The organism is Mycolicibacter minnesotensis, assembly GCF_010731755.1.
Classification (GTDB): Bacteria; Actinomycetota; Actinomycetes; order Mycobacteriales; family Mycobacteriaceae; genus Mycobacterium; species Mycobacterium minnesotense.
The window spans coordinates 2860982-2879129 of sequence record NZ_AP022589.1 but is presented as its reverse complement, the minus strand read 5'-3'; the positions used below and the strand labels follow the sequence as shown (position 1 = coordinate 2879129).

Genomic DNA, 18148 nt, shown 5'->3' with positions numbered 1-18148 from the left:
TCCGTCGGGTTCACCGCTGACCGGAATCAGGAATCGCTTCGGCGGTGCGGTCGCAGAGCGGCGAGCTCGTCGCGGCCGTTGGTGTCCGTTTTCAACATGGCCCGGTAGATATGACTTTCGACAGTGCGAACGGACAGCGTCAGCCGCTCGGCGATCTCCCGATTGGACAACCCCGCGCTGATCAACATCACGATCTCCTGCTCGCGCTCGGTCAACGGCAAGGGCTGCGCGGCTTGACGTAGCGCCGGCGTGCTCGCGCCACCGCACTGTTCGGCCAGGGCGGCGGCGCGGGTTCCGCAGACCAACGCTGTTCCCCGTAGGTCTTTGCGGCGGTAGCCGATCGCCGCCTGGGCGGCAGCATCGATCGCCGCGACCAGATCCCCGATGCGCTCGAAGTCCAGCGACACCGCGGCCAATTCCGCGGCATCTCCATCACGTAGCGCGGCGGCGAACCGGACGGCCAGACCAACCCGCGGCCCCTCGACGACAGCTTCAAGCTCACGTAGCCGGGCGGCACCGGCGCTGTCCCCGAACTGAGCGGCGGTCTGCAGACACATCACTTCCGCCGCGAACTGTCCTTTGGCCGCGGCCGCCTCGGCCGCCGACCGCAGGACGGTGATCGCCTCCCGGACTGCGCCCTGGCCGGCGGCCACCCAAGCTCGAGCCAGGCTCCGCTCATGGTCAAGCAACCGGAAGCGCCGCCGTACCGTATCGAGACTGTCCAGCGCGGTCGCCGCGGCGTCGATGCGACCACGCAGGGCCAGTGCGGTGATCCGCGGCAGCAGATACCGGTATCCCCAGCCGCTGCCATGGCCGCGCTCGGAGAAGGCCAGCGCGACCTGCTCCAACAGCTGATCGGCCGAGTCGACACAGCCGGCCCCCAGCGCCGCCCGGCCCGCGATCGCGGCGCCCAGGAGCTGGGCCGCACCCGGCAGGTCGGCAGCCTGCCGGCGCACCCGCTCCGCCACCTCAACGGCCTCGTCGAGCCGTCCCGCCCACATCAGCGCACTGACGTGGGCATCGGCGATGTTGAACATCATCTGCGGGGCGTCCAAGGAGCGGGCCGCGATGGTGTACCCCGTGTCCGCGGCGGTCAGGGCATCGGTGGCGCGGCCCGCATCCGCGGAGATGGCGCTGAGCACCCAGGCGATTTCGGCGCCCACCACCGGCGGCAGGTCCTCCAGATCCAGATGCTCCGAGGCCTGTCGGGCCGAATCCAGATCATCGGTGGCAAACCAGTACACCGCCAGAAAGGCGTCGATATAGCTGCGGGCTGGTGACGGCACGGTGGCCGAGGCAGCATCGATGATGTCCTTGGCGCGCGCGGGTTCGCCCAGCGCCCAGAGCATATTGCTGGCGCGCAGGAACGCCAGCCTGGCTCGGTCGCGATGATCGAGGTCGCCGGTTCCGACCTTGGCCAACAGCGCGTCGGCTTCCTCCCCGCGCCCCAGCCACGACAGTGCATGCGCGGAGACGAAACTCGACTCCGGCCCGGCGCCCGCACGCGCGGCCGCCTGCGCGAGTCGATCGGCGAGGACCAGATCGGCGAGCCAGACCGCGCCGCTGGCGGCCCGGGTGAACAGGTCCGCGTCCGGCGGGAGATCGGATTCAAGGGTCAAGGTGGCGCGACGCACCAGTGCTGCGATGTCGTCGCGGTCCTCGTCAGCCGCGAGTTCGGCAGCGACCAGGCCGCGCAGCCTGCGCAGCCGGGTGGTGGCGGCGCGGCTGCGGCAGATCTCGCCGTACAACGGGTGCGCCAGCCGCACCTGCGCACCGCCTTCACCGGACTCGATCGTGATGAGCCCGCGTACCTCGGCTTCCTCCACCGCGGCGGGGTCGCCGATGCGCGACAGCGCCCCGAGTTCGATCGGTTCCGCGACCGCCAACAGATCGACCACGTCACCGACCGGCCCGGGCAGTGACCCGATCCGCGGTTCGAGAAATCCGGCCAAACTCGGGGGCATGGTCGGTTCCCCGATCCAGCACCACTGATCGCGCCGGAGCACCATGCGCCCCTCGGCCAGCTCGTGCTCGACGATGCTACGCAGATACAGCGCATTGCCCTGTGTGAGCTTCCACAGCCGTTGAGCGGCATGGGCATCCACCGAACCAGTCAATGTCGCCGACAGCAGACCGGCGGTCTCGTTGAGCGACAACGGCTGCAGATCCAGGCGCTCGAAACGGCCGGCAGTCCAGATTTCGCGCACGGCATCGGGAATGGACTCGCCCTCACGAAGGGTGAGGATCACTTTCGCCAGGCCACGTTGCACGATCTGATGGACCACGAAGGCCGACAGGTCATCGATCAGGTGCACATCGTCGACGCCCACCACCGCAGTACCCGACGGCGCGGCGGTCAGGGCTTCGATCAGACCGCGGATCAGCTGCACCGTGTCGGTGACACCCGTAGGTGCCCATGCGGCGAACGCCCCGAGTGGAACGTTTCGCGCGGACGAGGTGCACATCGCCCAGCGCAGGTCCTGCCCCTGGGGCGCGGCCACCGCCAGCAGCTCGCGGCAGATCCGGCTCTTGCCCACCCCTGACGCACCACACACCAGCACGCCGGACGTCTCGGGAGTCGCCAGGGCTGTTTGCAGGGTCTGCAGCTCTGCCGAGCGTCCGGTGAGCGGCCACGACAGACTCACGGTGGCCGCCTCACGTCATCGCCTCCGCCAGGGCGATGTGCCCCTCATATCCGGCATCGACGGCTTGCGCACGGTAGCGGGCGGCATTTTCGCGGTAGCCGGCATCGTCGCCGTGGGCGCGGGCCAAAAGGGCACGCATGCGCAGCAGCGGAATCGCGTTCAGTGCATACCCGGGATCTGTGGGTACCGAGGCCAGTCGGTCAACGGCGGCCTGCGCTTCGCCCAGGTCTGCCGGGGTGGCGCGCTGCAGCAGTGACTCGACGAAGACTCGGACGGCCTCGCCACGCGCGATCATGTCTCCCACGTCGAACAGGTAATCCACGGCGGCGCGTGCGGTGTGGATCGCTGCGTCGACGTCACCGATACGGGCCTGCTCGCGAGCAAGCTCGGTGTCGTAGAAGCGCACGCTGTCCTGTACATACCCGTGCCGCAGGTAGGCGTCACGATAGGCGGCCAGAAATGCCATCCCGGCCTCGCGTTGCGCGCCGCCCTGCCGAACCAGCACCAGTCCGCGGGTCAGCAGTGCGGTGTCCACCGCGTAGTCGTCGCCGGAATGCTCCGCCCTCGCCAGTGCTTCCGCGGTGTGCCGATCTGCCGCCGCGTCGGGAAGCAGCACCCCGGAGTGAATCGCAAAGCCGTACTTGGCCAGTACGGCGGTGACAAAGGTCCGCACGTCCACCTCACGGGCCCGCTCCAGCGCCTCGTCGAGGTCCGCTCTCCAGTCGGGCAACCCCAGGCAGTATCGGCAGGAGCCGCGAAACATCAGCGCGATCACCAGCGGCGAACCGATCAGCAGATTCCCCTTGGTGAGATCGCCCTCGGCCAACTCGATGATGCGGTCGGCCAACCGCAGACACTCGACTGCCTCGCCGGCCTGGATCTTGATGTTGCCCGGCGCGATGGCCAGCGCCACCATGAGATCCGGGTCTCCGATCGACTCCAACAGGTGGACACAGTCCGAAGCCACCCGTGAGGCGTCGACGTAGCGACTGTGGAAGATCAGCGTCGTCATCAAGCCTGCCATACCGACTGCCAGCGACACCTGGTCGCCGGCCATGGTGCACAGTTCGCGCAGTTCATCGAATCCGGTGTCGGCGACGGTCCCGCTGACCCACGAGGTGCTGCCGCACAACAGGGTTCGCGGAGAGATCCGCATCGCTGACCGGCCAGGGTTATTGATGGGCAACCGGTCGGCGACCGCTCGGGCGCGTTCCCAACTCAGCCGCGCGGCGCGAATGTCGCGGTTCTGCGCCCACCCTCCGGCACGCATGTGCCAGCCGAACGCGGCCTGCAGATCATCGGCGGCCTCGAGATGCTCGGCGATCAGCGCGGCGTTCTCGTCGAGGGCATCCGCGTGGTGTTCCTCGATCGCGGCAGCCAACTGCCGATGCAGCGCCGCACGTTTGGCCTTGAGCTGAGACTCATAGGCGACGATGCGGATCAGGGGGTGGTGAAAGGCATATTCGGCGCGCGGGGCGATCCTGACTCGATCGATGAGTTCCGCGGCGAGTAGGGGGTTCAGCTGAGCCTCACCATCAAGCAACGCCAACTGGTCGGCGTCGAAACGCAATCCGATCACCGCAGCGGCTTGCAGGGTCCGCTTGACCGCCGGGTCAAGCCGGTCGATGCGGGAAGCGATGGTGGCCTGCACCGTAGCCGGCACAACAAGGTCGGCATGATCGAGGGCGCAGGCATAGTTTCCGGGCGAGCCGGTCAGCACACCGCGCTCGGCCAGGTCGCGGACCATCTCCTCGGCGAACAGCGGGTTTCCGGCGGCCCGCTGGGCCAACCGCCCGCGCAGGGGTGCCGCCGACGGGTCCGACCCGACCAGATCCGCGGCGAGTTGAGCCGTCTGTGACGCATTCAACGGCCCCAGGTTGATGATGTGCGAGCTCGCCGTCCGACTCAGCGCCCCGTGATATTCGGGCCGGTAGGTGATCAGCACCAGCGAGGGGGTCTGCGACGTCACGCTCAGCAGATCCGCCAGCAACGCGTCGCTGACCTCATCGATCCAATGCGCGTCCTCGATGACATAGACCGCGGGGGTGGTGCGCGCCAGCGAGACCAGGTTGACCAACCGTGTCACCCGGCGCCGACGGGCATCGGGATCGATGGCAGACAACTGCGCCCCACCCCGAATACCGAGCAGATCTTCGAAGAGCAGCAGGTCTTCCGGATCCGCGCCAGGAGCGCTCTCCTCGACTCGAGCGCGCGCGGCCTCGTCGTCCAAGTCCGCTATCCCGAGCGCGGTGCGCAGCAGCGAAATCGCCGTGTGGAAAGGGATTTCGCGCGCATGGGACTCGCAGTAGACGGCGAACACCTCAACACCGCGGCTGCGCGCCGCGGCGCTGACCTCGCGGGCGATGCGGCTCTTGCCGATTCCCGGTGGACCGGCTAACCCGACGACGCAGCCGTTACCCGCGATCGCCTCGTCCAAAATGCCCTGCAGTGCCCCCATCTCCCAGGACCGACCCACCAGCCGCGGATCATGGCGCGGAGTGTGCCGGCGCTCCGGGGACATCCCCAATAGCCGATGCACCGGCACCGGCTCATCGACGCCCTTGATCCGAGCCAGCTCGGGCTCGCCCAATACCGCGACGTGGTGTACCAGCCGGGCGGTCGATTCGCTGAGCATCACACCCCCGGGCGGCGCCACCGACTCCATCCGTTGCGCGAAACCGACCTCCTCTCCGATCGCCGTGTAGTTCTGCGTGGCCGAGCCGAGCTCTCCGGCGACCACCTGGCCGGAATTCAGTCCCACCCGCAGCGCCAGGTCGACACCGTCGGCGCGAGAGAGTTCGGCCGCCAGTTGTTGGGCCTGTTGCTGAATCTCTAACGCGGCCAGACATCCCCGCACCGCATGGTCCTCCAACGCCAGCGGCACACCGAACACGGCCATCACTGCGTCGCCGATGAATTTCTCCACTCGGCCGCCATACCGCCGCACCACGGCGTTGCACCGGTCGAACAGCTCGGCCATGATCTCGCGCAACCGCTCCGCGCCCACCTCAGCGGCAAGATCCATCGAATGAACCACATCGGCGAACAACACCGTGACTTGCTTGTATTCGGCGGGCGCAGGCACCGCGACCGATGCGCCGCATTCGGAGCAGAACTTGGCGTGCTGCGACAATTCGGTGCCGCACGAGATGCAGGTGGTCATGGAATCACTACCCCTGGCACCTGATTGTCGCGCCCATCGTCACGCCGCCGATCCGGGATTTCACCCGATCGGAAAAGAATAGGCCCGCAGCGCCACACGGTTGATTTGTTTAATGCAAAATCAACAACCGAGGAGGCTCATGAACGCAGTCCTGGTCACCGGCGCATTCGGTCTGGTCGGTTCGGCGGTAGTACGGCAATTGGCGGCCGACGGCCGCGACGTCGTGGCCACCGACCTCGACATCGGGGCCCACCGCAAGGCGGCCGCGGCCCTGCCGTCGTCGGTGCAGGTGCGCTATGCCGATCTCACCGATCCGGCCGCAGTGGACGCTCTGGTCGAGGCTGTGCGGCCCGCAGCGATCATCCACCTTGCCGCGGTGATCCCGCCGTTCATCTACACCCGCCGTGACCTGGCGCGGCGCGTCAACGTCGATGCCACCGGGTATCTGCTGGCAGCTGCCCCCGCCGGAACCCGCTTCGTGCAGGCCTCCAGCATCGCGGTGTACGGGTCACGCAACCCACACACGGTTTCCGGCCTGCTGAGCGCCGACACCCCGACACATCCCGCCGACGTCTACGGCGATCAGAAACTTCAGGCCGAAAAGTTGGTGCGCGACTCCCCGTTGGATTGGGTGATCCTGCGATTGGGTGGGGTGATCACCGTCGATCCCGGCGCCTATATGAAGCTCGACAACCTCTATTTCGAACAGTTGCTCCCCATCGACGGCAGGCTGCAGACCGTCGACGTCCGCGATGTCGCATCGGCCTTCGCCGCAGCCACCACCGCGCCCGTCGTCGGTGAAACCCTGCTGATCGGCGGCGACGACTCGCACCGTCAGATTCAAGGCGATGTCGCACCGACCATGGCCGCTGCCATGGGGCTGGTCAACGGTCTGCCCACCGGGTTGCCCGGCAATCCCGATCACGACGAAGACTGGTTCACCACCGACTGGATGGATTCCAGCCGCGCCCAGGAAGCACTGGGTTTTCAGCACCACTCCTGGCCGGACATGCTGGCGGAGACGGCTACCCGAGCCGGAGCGCTGCGCGGCCTGCTGCGGATGGTGGCGCCGTTGTCCCGGACCGTATTGCGAAGCCGCGCCCCCTATCACCGCACCGGACAGCAGTTCGCCGACCCCTGGCGGGCTATCGCCGACAAATGGAATGAGCCGCGCCCGTGAAATCCGAATTCACCCCCACTCAGCGGCGCGCGTTGGCCGTCTTCACCGTGCTCGCACTGGCTTTCGGCGCGTACTTTCTCCGGGGCTATTTCGTGCTGATCGTGGTGGCCGCGGTGGGCGCCTACCTGTTCACGCCACTGTTTCGTCTGCTGGGACGACGGCTGCCCACCGGCCTGGCGGCCACCGTCACGTTGCTGGCGGCGCTGTTCGCGGTGATCGTGCCGGTCGGTGTGTCGGTTTTCCTGGCGGTGGCGCAGATCTCCCGCACGGCAGGTGAAGTCGCTGAATGGGTGCAGGCCACCGACCCCACCGTGCTGGGCGACAAGGCGCTGAAATTCGTCAACGGCACGTTGACCCGGCTGCCGTTCGTGCATGTCGAGGTGACTATGGAGTCACTGCGCCAGGCCATGGTCACGGTGGCGCAGAAGGGTGGAGAGCTGCTGCTGCACGTGTTGCAGGGCGCCGTCGGCGGCGCGGTCGGCGCGATCACCTCGGCGATCATCTTCTTGTACGTGTTCCTGGCGATGCTGACGCACCGCGAAGAGCTGCACACGCTGATCCGCCGGCTCAACCCGCTGGGCGCCGAGGCCACCGACCTGTACCTGGCCAAGATGGGCTCGATGGTGCGCGGCACCGTCGGCGGACAGTTCGTGATCGCGTTCTGCCAGGGGGTCAGCGGTGCCGCATCCATCTACATCGCCGGCTTTCACCAGGCCTTCTTCATCTTCGCGATCCTGCTGACGGCGTTGTCGATCATCCCACTCGGCGGCGGCATCGTGACCATGCCGTTCGGCATCGGCATGGCCTTGTTCGGCAACGTTCCCGGCGGGCTGTTCGTGTTCTTCTTCCACCTGATCGTGGTGACCAACATCGACAACTTCCTGCGCCCCATGCTGGTGCCACGCGATGCCCGGCTCAACTCGGCACTGATGCTGCTGGCGGTCTTTGCCGGAATCGGCATGTTCGGCTTCTGGGGCATCGTGATCGGTCCGGTGCTGATGATCATCATCGTCACCACCATCGACGTGTATCTGGCGGTCTACCACGGCGTGGAGATGCAGCAACCCGACGAAGAACCCAAGGCGCGCCGGCGAATACCGCTGCCGCGTTTCCTCGCCCGGGCCAACGCGGACTAGGAAAACTACGCCCGGCGGCTAGCGGGTCGACGGCAGCGGCGGCTGTGACTGCACGGCCGCAGCCAGGGTGCGGAACACCTCCGCGTCGCCCGCACTGGTGATCGCCAGCTGCGCCGCCCCCGACTTTCCGGCCAGCCGGGTGGTCCACACCGGATCGCCCTCACCGCCGTAGACCACCCAACGGGTGCCGTCGACGTCCTCGCTGCCGGTGGGATGCAGGCCGGGCCGGATCGAGGAGACCAGGGCCACCTCGTCGGCGTTGCTCTGCGTCAGGCTGATGTACCTGCCCGACCGGCTGACATAGCCCACCCGCGAGGTGACCGCCCGCAATCGCTGGCCCGAGGCGTCGGTGCGCCCGTCGGTGATACTGCCGCGACTGCCGGAGTTGGGCTGCCAGCCCTCGGGCAGTTTGGGCAGGCGCACCGGGAACCCCAACGTCTGCGCGTCGGCGGTCAGCGCTGTCACTGCGTCATAGGCGGGCACCGGCCCCGCGGTGACCCCTCCCGGCCGAAAGGCGCAGGTTCCGGCGAGACCGGCCAGCGCCACGCAGGCCAGGACCAGCGGAACGAGCGACCAGAACATGTCGCGCCAGTCCTGCAAGATGCGTGGTTTGGCGGGCTTGGGCGCCGGCTGGGGCTCGTTGGTCACGGGAGCCAGTATCCCAGCTCAATACTGCTGATCCGGCTCTGGGAGAATCATCAGCCGTGACTGGCATGACGGGACCCACGCGACGTGAAGCTCCAGACCGCAACCTGGCCATGGAGCTGGTGCGGGTGACCGAGGCCGGTGCCATGGCATCTGGCCGCTGGGTAGGCCGCGGCGACAAGGAAGGCGGCGACGGCGCGGCCGTCGACGCCATGCGTGAGCTGGTGAACTCGGTGTCCATGCGCGGCGTCGTGGTGATCGGCGAGGGCGAGAAGGACCACGCGCCGATGCTCTACAACGGCGAAGAGGTGGGCAACGGCGACGGCCCGGACTGCGACTTCGCGGTCGACCCGGTGGACGGCACCACCTTGATGAGCAAGGGCATGCCCAACGCGATCTCGGTGCTGGCGGTGGCCGAGCGCGGCGCGATGTTCGACCCGTCGGCGGTGTTCTACATGAACAAGATCGCCGTCGGCCCCGAAGCCGCGGACGTCTTGGACATCACCAAGCCGATCGCGGACAACATCGCCGCTGTCGCCAAGGTCAAGGGCCTGACCGCCCGTGACATGACGGTGTGCATCCTGGACCGGCCCCGGCACGCGCAGCTCATCACCGACGCGCGCGCCACCGGGGCGCGCATTCGCCTGATCACCGACGGCGACGTGGCCGGCGCCATCTCGGCGTGCCGGCCGGACTCGGGCACCGACATGCTGGCCGGTATCGGCGGAACCCCCGAGGGCATCATCGCCGCGGCCGCGATCCGCTGCATGGGCGGGGCGATCCAGGCCCAGCTGGCGCCCACCGACGACGCCGAGCGGCAGCGGGCGCTCGACGCCGGTTACGACCTGGACGCGGTGCTGACCACCGAAGACCTGGTCTCCGGGGAGAACGTGTTCTTCTGCGCCACCGGTGTCACCGATGGCGACCTGCTCAAGGGGGTTCGCTACTACCCCGGCGGCTGCACCACCCAATCGATCGTGATGCGCTCCAAGTCCGGCACCGTCCGGATGATCGAGGCCTACCACCGGCTGTCGAAGCTCAACGAGTACTCGGCCGTCGACTTCACCGGCGACTCTCACGCCGCCTACCCCCTGCCCTGACCGTCTAGCGAGGACCGGAAAAGCTATGAGCGAGATCGAATACCGCATCGAACACGACACCATGGGCGAGGTCCGGGTGCCGGTCACCGCGTTGTGGCGCGCGCAGACCCAGCGCGCGGTGGAGAACTTCCCCATCTCCGGTCGCGGCCTGGAGCGCACCCAGATCCGGGCGCTCGGGCTGCTCAAGAGCGCCTGTGCGCAGGTGAACGCCGACCTGGGCCTGCTGGCCCCGGAGAAGGCCGCCGCCATCAAGGCCGCCGCCGCCGAGATCGCCGACGGCAAGCACGACGACCAGTTCCCGATCGACGTGTTCCAGACCGGGTCGGGCACCAGCTCGAACATGAACACCAACGAGGTGATCGCCTCTATCGCGGCGGCCAACGGCGTCACGGTGCACCCCAACGACGACGTGAACATGTCGCAGTCGTCCAACGACACGTTCCCGACCGCCACCCACATTGCGGCCACCGAGGCCGCGGTGCGCCACCTGATTCCGTCGCTGCAGGTGCTGCATGAGGCGCTGGCCGACAAGGCCGCGCAGTGGCGCACGGTGGTGAAGTCGGGCCGCACCCACCTGATGGACGCCGTCCCGGTGACCCTGGGCCAGGAGTTCTCCGGGTACGCACGTCAGATCGCCGCCGGTATCGAGCGGGTTCAGGCCACCTTGCCCCGCCTGGGCGAGCTGGCAATCGGCGGCACCGCCGTCGGCACCGGCCTGAACGCCCCCGACGGCTTCGGCGCCAAGGTGGTCGAGGTCCTGGTGGCCGAGACCGGGATCACCGAGCTGCGCACCGCGGCGAACTCGTTCGAGGCGCAGGCGGCACGTGACGGCCTGGTTGAGGCGTCGGGTGCGCTGCGCACCATCGCGGTGTCGCTGACCAAGATCGCCAACGACATCCGGTGGATGGGCTCGGGCCCGCTGACCGGGCTGGCCGAGATCCAGCTTCCCGACCTGCAGCCGGGCAGCTCGATCATGCCGGGCAAGGTGAACCCCGTGCTGCCCGAGGCGGTCACCCAGGTGGCGGCGCAGGTGATCGGCAACGACGCCGCGATCGCCTGGGGCGGCGGCAACGGCGCATTCGAGCTCAACGTCTACATCCCGATGATGGCCCGCAACACGCTGGAGTCCTTCACGCTGCTGTCCAACGTCTCGCGCCTGTTCGCCGAGCGTTGCATCGTCGGACTGGTCGCCAATGAGGAGCACCTGCGCGAGCTGGCCGAGTCCAGCCCGTCGATCGTGACCCCGCTGAACTCCGCGATCGGTTACGAGGAGGCCGCCGCGGTGGCCAAGCAGGCCCTCAAGGAGCGCAAGACCATCCGTCAGACGGTGATCGACCGCGGCCTGATCGGCGAGAATCTGTCGGAGGAAGAGCTGGACCGCCGCCTCGACGTGCTGGCCATGGCCAAGGTGAAGGACTGAACCGCCGCCGCGGATGAACCCCGAGTCCGCAGTATCGGAGCTGGGCCGGTCGACGATCACGAAAGTGACGCGCCGGCTCATCCCGTTTCTGGCGCTGCTCTACTTCATCAACTATCTGGACCGGGTCAATATCGGGTTCGCCGGACCCAACGGCATGAATGCCGAGCTGGGCCTGAGCGCAACCATGTTCGGGTTCGCGTCGGGGATCTTCTTCTTCGGCTACCTGTTCCTGGAAGTGCCCAGCAACATCGCCCTGCACCGGTTCGGCGCCCGACGCTGGCTGGCCCGGATCATGCTGACCTGGGGAATCTTCAGCACCGCAATCGCTTTCGTGCCCAACGCCCACACCCTGGTGGTGCTGCGATTTCTGCTCGGGGTGACCGAGGCCGGCTTCTTTCCCGGCATCATCTTGTACCTGACATTCTGGTTTCCGGCTAAGCAGCGCGCTTGGGCGGTCTCGTTGTTCATGGTGGCGGTCCCGGTCTCGACCGCGATCGGCTCCACGATCTCGGCACTGGTGATCGACTGGGGCCACGGCGTTCTCGGGCTGGCCGGGTGGCGCTTCATGTTTCTGGTCGAGGGACTTCCCGCCATCGCCTTGGCGTTCGTGTGCTGGTTCTACCTGACCGACCGTCCCGCCCAGGCCCGCTGGCTCGGCGCCGAGCAACGGCAGTGGCTTCAGACCACGCTGGAGGCTGAGCGGGCGACGGCGGAGGCCGCTGCGCATTGGCCGCTGCGCAAGGCGCTCAGCCACCCACGGATGCTGGCCCTGGCGTTCATCTACTTCGGCATCGTCTACGGGCTGTATGCCGTCGGGTTCTTCCTGCCCACCATCGTGGCGGGTTTTCAGCAGCAGTACGACACCCACCTCGGCATCATCGGGCGAGGCTTGGTGACCGCCATCCCCTACGCCGTCGCAGCGATCGTCATGGTGGCCTGGGCCCGCCACGCCGACCGGACCGGAGAACGCGTCTGGCATGTGGCGATCCCGGCGATCGTCGGCGGGGTGAGTACCCCCGCGGCGCTGTATATGGCCAACCCGTATCTGGCGATGGTCGCGATCACGTTGACCACGTGCTCGATCATGTGCGCCATGCCGGTCTTCTGGGCGTTGCCCTCGACGTTTCTCACCGGGGCCGCGGCAGCCGGCGGTATTGCGCTGATCAATTCGCTGGGCAACATCAGCGGCTTCGGTGGCCCCTATGTCACCGGATGGCTCAACGACCTGACGGGTGGTCCCCACGCCTCGCTGTGGGTGGTGGGGGCCTTCTCGCTGGCGTCGGCCGCGGTGGTGATCCTGCTGGGTTCCGCTCCGGCGGCTACCAGATCAGCGGGGCCAGATACTTTGTCGCATACGCGCTGACCGCCTGCTCATCGCCCGGGTCTAGCACCGACGTGGGCACCTGAGCGATCGAAGCAGCCAGGCGCACATGCAGTTCGGCGGCGGCCACCAATTCCTCGTCGGGCATGGTAGCTCCGGCGGCGCGCAGCGCCTTGGCCATGGCCCCCGAGGCACTGTCCAGGAAGACCTCGACCTCGCGGTACATCCCGGCCATCATCGGCACCCCGGCATCGAGCCGCAGCAGCTTGCGCACCACCGGGTCGGAGATGAGCACCCGCAATCCGGCCCGAAACGCCGCGACCGCAGCGTTTTGCGGGCCGGAGTCCACGGCGACGGTGCGCAGCTGAAGCATCGCGTTGTCGAAGGCCTGTCGCCCGAGCTCGGTGATCAACGCGTCGCGGGTCGGGAAGCGCCGGTACAAAGTGCTGCGGCTGACCCCCGCCTGGCGGGCGATCACATCAAGGCTCGCGCGCCCCACCCCCACCAGACCGACTTCCTCGGCGGCCGCTTTGAGGATGGCCGCCTCCTGCTCGGCGGGGCTGGCGGTGTTGCGTCGCGCTGTCATCGGGGCCAGTGCGTCATCGCATCGGACAGCCGGCCGGCGGCGCGAAGGAGTCCAGCGCGACCGAGCGATGCATCTTGACCAGCTTCTCGTACTGCATCCGGTTATAGGCCAGCGGCACCAGCACCACACGATCCGGCAGGACCCGCCACGCCATCTGCACAAGCTGGGTGTAGAAGGCGAATTCGGCGTCGTGGCGCGGTTCCCACCGGAAGCCGGTCAGCTCCCGCACGCCCGGGTGCATGATCCCGAACGAGCAGATCTTCACCACCCGTCCCGCCCCGGCGCTCAGGACCGACCACAGCGGAGCGGCCGCGGCCCGAACCGGCGCCGGCAGCGCCGAGGGCAGCGGCAGCCGTCCCAGACCGGCGGTGACGCGATCCAAGAAGGGGTTGGCCGCCAGGTCGCTGTGCACCATCTCGTCGTAGTAGGCGGCGGCCGCGGCATAGCTGGCGGGGAACTTGCCGGATTTGCCGGGCAGCTCAAGGGCCCCAAAAGCCTCGATCAGCTGCTGGTAGGCGGCCTCTCGTTCGGCGTCATTCCAGGCGATGCCGGTGACGGGGGTGAAGGAATTGAGCGTCACGAACATGCCGCTGATCGCGATCCAGTTCCACAGGCGGGGGTTCAGTGCGCTGTAGCGAACGTCGGCGAATTCCCCCTTGCCGTGGCCGTGCACGTCGCGGTGCATCCGCTTGAGTCGTTCGCCTTCGGCGGCGCGGTCCTCGGCATCGCCCCAGATGGCAAGCAGCGCAGAGAATCCGCTGCGGATGGCGCGGTCGGTGAAGTTACGTTCGAAGCGACCGGTCTTGTCGACGGCGGCGGCCACCGGCACCAACGCCACCTCGTCGAAAGCTGCGGCGCCGAACAGGCCCGACAACACGCTGCCGGAGTGCCGGCGGAACTGGGCCATGACCTCGGGCCGTATCCGAGCGGTCGGGGCAATGCGGGTGACGTTGCTGGTCACTGCGGTCATGTGGCCTCCTCGGCTGGCTTGACACAAAGAATAGTTTTTTGTGTCAAGGTGTCAAGGATCGCAGATGCAGTAGTGCACCACTGAGGCCGTCGCGGCTCCGGCGAGCGAGCATGTCGTTGTGTTCCCAACATCATGAGGCGGAACCGCTCGAAGGAGCTGACCATGCGATTAACACTGCGTCCCTTTGCCACGGCCGGTGTCGCCGTGCTCGGTGGCGGTCTGATCTCCGTCACGCCGATAGCCGCACCCGCTGTGCTGCAGCCCGCCGTTGCCCTCGCCGCGGCCGAAGTCCCCGGCGATCTCGCCGGCCTGGTCGACGGCACGTGGGCTGACGCGGCGACAAGCGAGGCGACCCTGGCGCTACTCGACCCCGAGTTCTGGCAACTGTTCTGGGCCGACCTGTTCAATCCCGACGCCGGGTCCGCCGCCTGGCTAGACCTCATCGGAGCAATCGAAGAACTTCCCCTGATCGGTCCACTGCTCTGGGGCCTCGGATTGTTCGTGGCGTTCCCGGGGGCATTGCTGTTGGCCTATCTGTGGTCGCAGATCGCGCCGAGCTTCGATAGCCCGCAGTTCGCCGACGCAGCCGAGGCAGCCGTGGCGTTCGATCCCAGCAGCCTCATCCACGACGTGACTGCGATGCTCGATCCCGGGGCACTGACATCGGGCCTAGACCTGACGTCCGTGGTCGACGTCGGCGCGGCATTCGACCCCGACGCCAGCCTCCCGGATCTGGGCGGGATTCTGGCCAGCCTCATCCCGTAGGCTCACGCCCCGTTATTGGGTCCCCCCGAATTCGCCCCGGCGATGTCGGTGATCGGCAGGTTCGGCATCGGCGGCGGCGACGGAGTCGCGGGCAGGGCCGGGATGTCGGCGGGCGGGATGTCGCGCAGCTCGTTGACCGGTGGCCCGTTCTCCCGGCCCCCGTACACGCTGCCCGGCGCACGCGGGCCGAGCAGCTGGCTGACCGTGACCACGTGGTAGCCGTTGGCCTTGAGCACCGGGAGAAATTGGTAGACCAGATCGACGGTGGACGAGTAGGTGTCGTGGAACAACACCACCGAGCCGGGCTTGATCTGGGTCATCAGCATGTAGCGGGTGGCGTTGGTGTCGGCGTCGTTGATCCAGTCGAACGGGATGACGTCCCACAGGATGGCGGCCTGCCCGGCCGCCGCGGCCTGCGCATTGACCGCATCATCGGTGAGCCCGCCGGGCGGGCGCCACAGTGTGGGCGTGACGCCGGTGGCGGCCTGGATCGCCTCGGTGGCCTTCGAGAACTGCGCAGGCACATCCGCGGCGGGGATGGTGGTCATGTTCGGGTGTTCCCAGGTATGACTGCCGATCTCCATGCCGGCCTCGGCGATCCGGCGGGCGCCCGCAGGGTCGGCCGCCACCTTGTTGCCGATCAGAAAGAACGTCGAGCGCGCACCCGAGTCGTTCAAGATCCGCAACAGCCGATCGGTATAGGGCGATGGCCCGTCATCGAAGGTCAGGGCCACACACTTGGCCACGGCGCAGTCGACAGGTTCGGCTGCTGCCGGGTGCGGCGGGGCGGCGCAGGCCCCGATCAGCACTGCTGCGACGGTCGCGACCGTCCCTGCTACTAACCGCACCCCGGCAGCCTACCGGGGAATCTCAGTGCAGATCGGGGCCGCTGATCTCCTCGAGCATCTCGGTCACCAGCGCGGCGATCGGTGACCGCTCGCTGCGCAGCAGGGTGATGTGAGCGAAGAGCGGGTGGCCCTTGAGCTTCTCGATCACCGCCGCAATGCCGTCGTGCCGGCCGACCCGCAGGTTGTCCCGCTGAGCGACGTCGTGGGTGAGCACCACCCGCGACCCGGTGCCCAGCCGCGACAACACGGTCAGCAGCACGTTGCGTTCCAGCGACTGCGCCTCATCGACGATCACGAACGAGTCGTGCAACGACCGGCCCCGGATGTGGGTCAGTGGCAACACCTCTAGCATGCCGCGCGACAGCACTTCCTCAAGTACCGCCGGACTGGCCAGCCCCTCCAGGGTGTCGAACACCGCCTGGGCCCAAGGCCCCATCTTCTCGCTCTCACTGCCGGGCAGATAGCCCAGCTCCTGACCGCCGACGGCGTAGAGCGGGCGGAACACCACCACCTTGCGCTGGGTGCGGCGCTCCAAGACCGCTTCCAGGCCGGCGCACAGTGCCAGCGCCGACTTGCCGGTACCGGCCTTGCCGCCCAGCGAGACGATGCCCACCGACTCGTCGAGCAGCAGGTCCAGCGCCACCCGCTGCTCGGCGGAACGTCCGCGCAGGCCGAATGCCTCGCGGTCCCCGCGGACCAACTGCACGCGCTTGGCGGCGTTGACCCGGCCCAAGGCATGCGAGCTGCCGCCCAGTAACCGGATCCCGGTGTGGCACGGCAGATCCCGGGCGGCCTCCAGGTCGATCTCACCCTCGTCGAAAAGGGCGTCGATGTCCTCCACCGCAGACTCGACCTCGTCCATCCCGGTCCAGCCGGAGACCACCACATCCTGGGCGTGGTATTCGTCGGCGGCCAGGCCCAGCGCGGCGGCCTTGACCCGCAGCGGAATGTCCTTGCTTACCAGGGTGACCTTGCGGCCCTCGGCGGCCAGATTGGCCGCACAGGTCAGGATGCGCGAGTCATTGCTGTCGGTCCGAAACCCGGTCGGCAGCACAGCAGGGTCGCTGTGATTGAGCTCGACGTGCAACGTGCCGCCCTGTGTGCCAACAGGAATGGGCTGATCAAGGCGGCCATGCTCGAGTCGCATGTCGTCGAAGAGCCGCAGCGCCTGGCGCGCGAACCAGCCCAGCTCGTGGTGGTGGCGTTTAGCCTCCAACTCGCTGATGACCACCAATGGGACGACAACTTCGTGCTCGGCGAACCGGGTGCAGGCCCAGGGGTCCGACAACAGCACAGAGGTGTCGAGCACGTACGTCCGAATTTCAGGCACTAGGCGCTCCAGCGGTGAAGGCACGCGCGACCCCGCGCGAACAGTTCGACGGGGGGCACGGGCACAGGACCGGGGCCGGTCCTGTCGTAATCACGACCGGTGGTGCCGATGAGACAGCGAAGCTTGGGCTAGCCATCGATTGCGACGGTACCCCCGTCTGCGGGAGCGCGCTGGGCAGGCGCGCCGGAGTTCTCAGCCGACGACAAAGGCTTTCAGGTCGGGGTGTGCGGCCAGGCCCCACGCGCTGATCCGATCCGAGATCACCCGGCGCAACTGCTCGGGACCGAAGATGCCCGCCTCGGCGATGACGGGCTGCCGGTCGGCGTAGCCATCGATGTCGGCGCCGACGACTTTGAGTTCGGCGGCACGAGCCGCGATGGCCGCAACCGTCTCGTCGTGCACGTAGTCCAGGCAGTGCACGATCAGGTTTGCGAAGAACTCCTCGTGGCGTTCCTCATCCGCGGCGATCCGGCCGATCAGACCCTTGAGCACGGGCTCCTCGGTCTGGTCGGCGAGGTTGCGGCAGAACTCGGCGCACGCACGCTCGTAGAAGGCCATGAACACCAGCGTCTCGACCTGGCTGTAGCGGTCCGAGCGGTAGCCCTTCTGAACGTGCTCCATCCGGACCCGCTCGTTCTCGTCCGGGTCGATCTCGCGGGTCACGATCAGGTACTCGCGCAGCGCGATGGCGTGCAGGTGCTCTTCGGCGGTCCACCGGCCGATCCAGCGGGCCCACTTGTCCTCGAGGATGAAGTGCTCGACCAGCTCACGGTGGTAGCCGGCCAGGCTGTCCTTCTCCACGAGCAGGACCTCGCAGGCGTCGGTGATCACCTTGGGCAGGCTGACCTGCGAGGGGTCCCAGTCCTTGCCGCCGAGAAAGGCGAAGTTCTGGCCCTGCTCGAAGGGCACGTAGTCGTGGGCGTACCACGGGTCCACCGTGTCGATGTGCCGGACCAAGTTCGCGTCGACCACCGGCTCCAGCTCGCGGATCAGTGCATTAGCAACGGGACGTTCAGCCATGAAAGTAACTGTAACCCTA

14 protein-coding genes are annotated in these 18148 nt (G+C 67.7%); 6 read left to right on the top strand and 8 right to left on the bottom strand.

What is annotated here, in order from left to right; genetic code table 11:
• Window positions 1-26: 26 nt before the first annotated feature.
• The gene (locus G6N09_RS13385) at window positions 27-2645 is read right to left on the bottom strand and encodes a helix-turn-helix transcriptional regulator (protein ID WP_083027019.1); all 2619 of its coding nucleotides are present in this window, start codon (window positions 2643-2645) and stop codon (window positions 27-29) included.
• 10 nt (window positions 2646-2655) lie between these two features.
• Complete coding sequence (locus G6N09_RS13380; RefSeq protein ID WP_083027020.1) at window positions 2656-5808, bottom strand: adenylate/guanylate cyclase domain-containing protein; 3153 nt, start codon at window positions 5806-5808, stop codon at window positions 2656-2658.
• A gap of 139 nt (window positions 5809-5947) precedes the next feature.
• On the opposite strand from G6N09_RS13380, the gene G6N09_RS13375 reads away from it, so the two are divergent.
• Both G6N09_RS13375 and G6N09_RS13370 read left to right on the top strand, forming a co-directional pair.
• The gene (locus G6N09_RS13375) at window positions 5948-6988 is read left to right on the top strand and encodes an NAD-dependent epimerase/dehydratase family protein (RefSeq protein ID WP_083027021.1); all 1041 of its coding nucleotides are present in this window, start codon (window positions 5948-5950) and stop codon (window positions 6986-6988) included.
• Window positions 6985-8124, top strand: a complete 1140-nt coding sequence (locus G6N09_RS13370) for an AI-2E family transporter (protein WP_083027022.1) — start codon at window positions 6985-6987, stop codon at window positions 8122-8124. The genes G6N09_RS13375 and G6N09_RS13370 overlap by 4 nt, the downstream gene beginning before the upstream one ends.
• 18 nt (window positions 8125-8142) lie before the next feature.
• Here the strand turns inward: G6N09_RS13370 and G6N09_RS13365 are convergent, their stop codons facing one another.
• Complete coding sequence (locus tag G6N09_RS13365; protein WP_083027023.1) at window positions 8143-8772, bottom strand: DUF4245 domain-containing protein; 630 nt, start codon at window positions 8770-8772, stop codon at window positions 8143-8145.
• A 65-nt stretch (window positions 8773-8837) separates the two neighbouring features.
• Between G6N09_RS13365 and glpX the strand changes: the two genes are divergently transcribed.
• Genes glpX through G6N09_RS13350 form a run of 3 tightly spaced genes read left to right on the top strand, consistent with a single transcriptional unit; the run spans window position 8838 to window position 12652 of the window.
• Window positions 8838-9869 (top strand): class II fructose-bisphosphatase, encoded by a 1032-nt coding sequence (gene glpX, locus G6N09_RS13360; RefSeq protein WP_179959833.1) that lies wholly within the window; start codon window positions 8838-8840, stop codon window positions 9867-9869.
• Window positions 9870-9894: 25 nt separating this feature from the next.
• On the top strand, window positions 9895-11289 hold the full coding sequence (locus tag G6N09_RS13355) for a class II fumarate hydratase (RefSeq protein WP_083027024.1): 1395 nt from the start codon (window positions 9895-9897) through the stop codon (window positions 11287-11289).
• A gap of 13 nt (window positions 11290-11302) precedes the next feature.
• Window positions 11303-12652, top strand: coding sequence for an MFS transporter (locus G6N09_RS13350; RefSeq protein ID WP_083027025.1), 1350 nt, complete (start codon window positions 11303-11305; stop codon window positions 12650-12652).
• Here G6N09_RS13350 and G6N09_RS13345 read toward each other — a convergent pair.
• Entirely contained in the window at window positions 12609-13196 is a 588-nt protein-coding gene (locus tag G6N09_RS13345) for a TetR/AcrR family transcriptional regulator (RefSeq protein WP_083027026.1), read from the bottom strand. The two genes, G6N09_RS13350 and G6N09_RS13345, sit on opposite strands and share 44 nt — an antisense overlap.
• A gap of 13 nt (window positions 13197-13209) precedes the next feature.
• Window positions 13210-14166, bottom strand: a complete 957-nt coding sequence (locus tag G6N09_RS13340) for an oxygenase MpaB family protein (RefSeq protein WP_083027027.1) — start codon at window positions 14164-14166, stop codon at window positions 13210-13212.
• A 162-nt stretch (window positions 14167-14328) separates the two neighbouring features.
• Here G6N09_RS13340 and G6N09_RS13335 point away from each other — a divergent pair, with 162 nt between their 5' ends.
• A complete protein-coding gene (locus G6N09_RS13335) occupies window positions 14329-14931 on the top strand; it encodes a hypothetical protein (RefSeq protein WP_133053097.1) in 603 nt (200 codons plus the stop codon).
• Window positions 14932-14933: 2 nt separating this feature from the next.
• Here the strand turns inward: G6N09_RS13335 and G6N09_RS13330 are convergent, their stop codons facing one another.
• The 3 genes from G6N09_RS13330 to G6N09_RS13320 all read right to left on the bottom strand — a co-directional run bounded on the left by G6N09_RS13330 (window position 14934) and on the right by G6N09_RS13320 (window position 18129).
• Window positions 14934-15740: a polysaccharide deacetylase family protein gene (locus tag G6N09_RS13330; RefSeq protein ID WP_234807073.1), complete on the bottom strand. Its 807-nt coding sequence runs from the start codon at window positions 15738-15740 to the stop codon at window positions 14934-14936.
• 61 nt (window positions 15741-15801) lie between these two features.
• Window positions 15802-17109 (bottom strand): RNA 5'-3' helicase PhoH2, encoded by a 1308-nt coding sequence (locus G6N09_RS13325; RefSeq protein ID WP_083027030.1) that lies wholly within the window; start codon window positions 17107-17109, stop codon window positions 15802-15804.
• Window positions 17110-17301: 192 nt separating this feature from the next.
• Entirely contained in the window at window positions 17302-18129 is an 828-nt protein-coding gene (locus G6N09_RS13320) for an acyl-ACP desaturase (protein WP_083027031.1), read from the bottom strand.
• Window positions 18130-18148 lie beyond the last annotated feature (19 nt).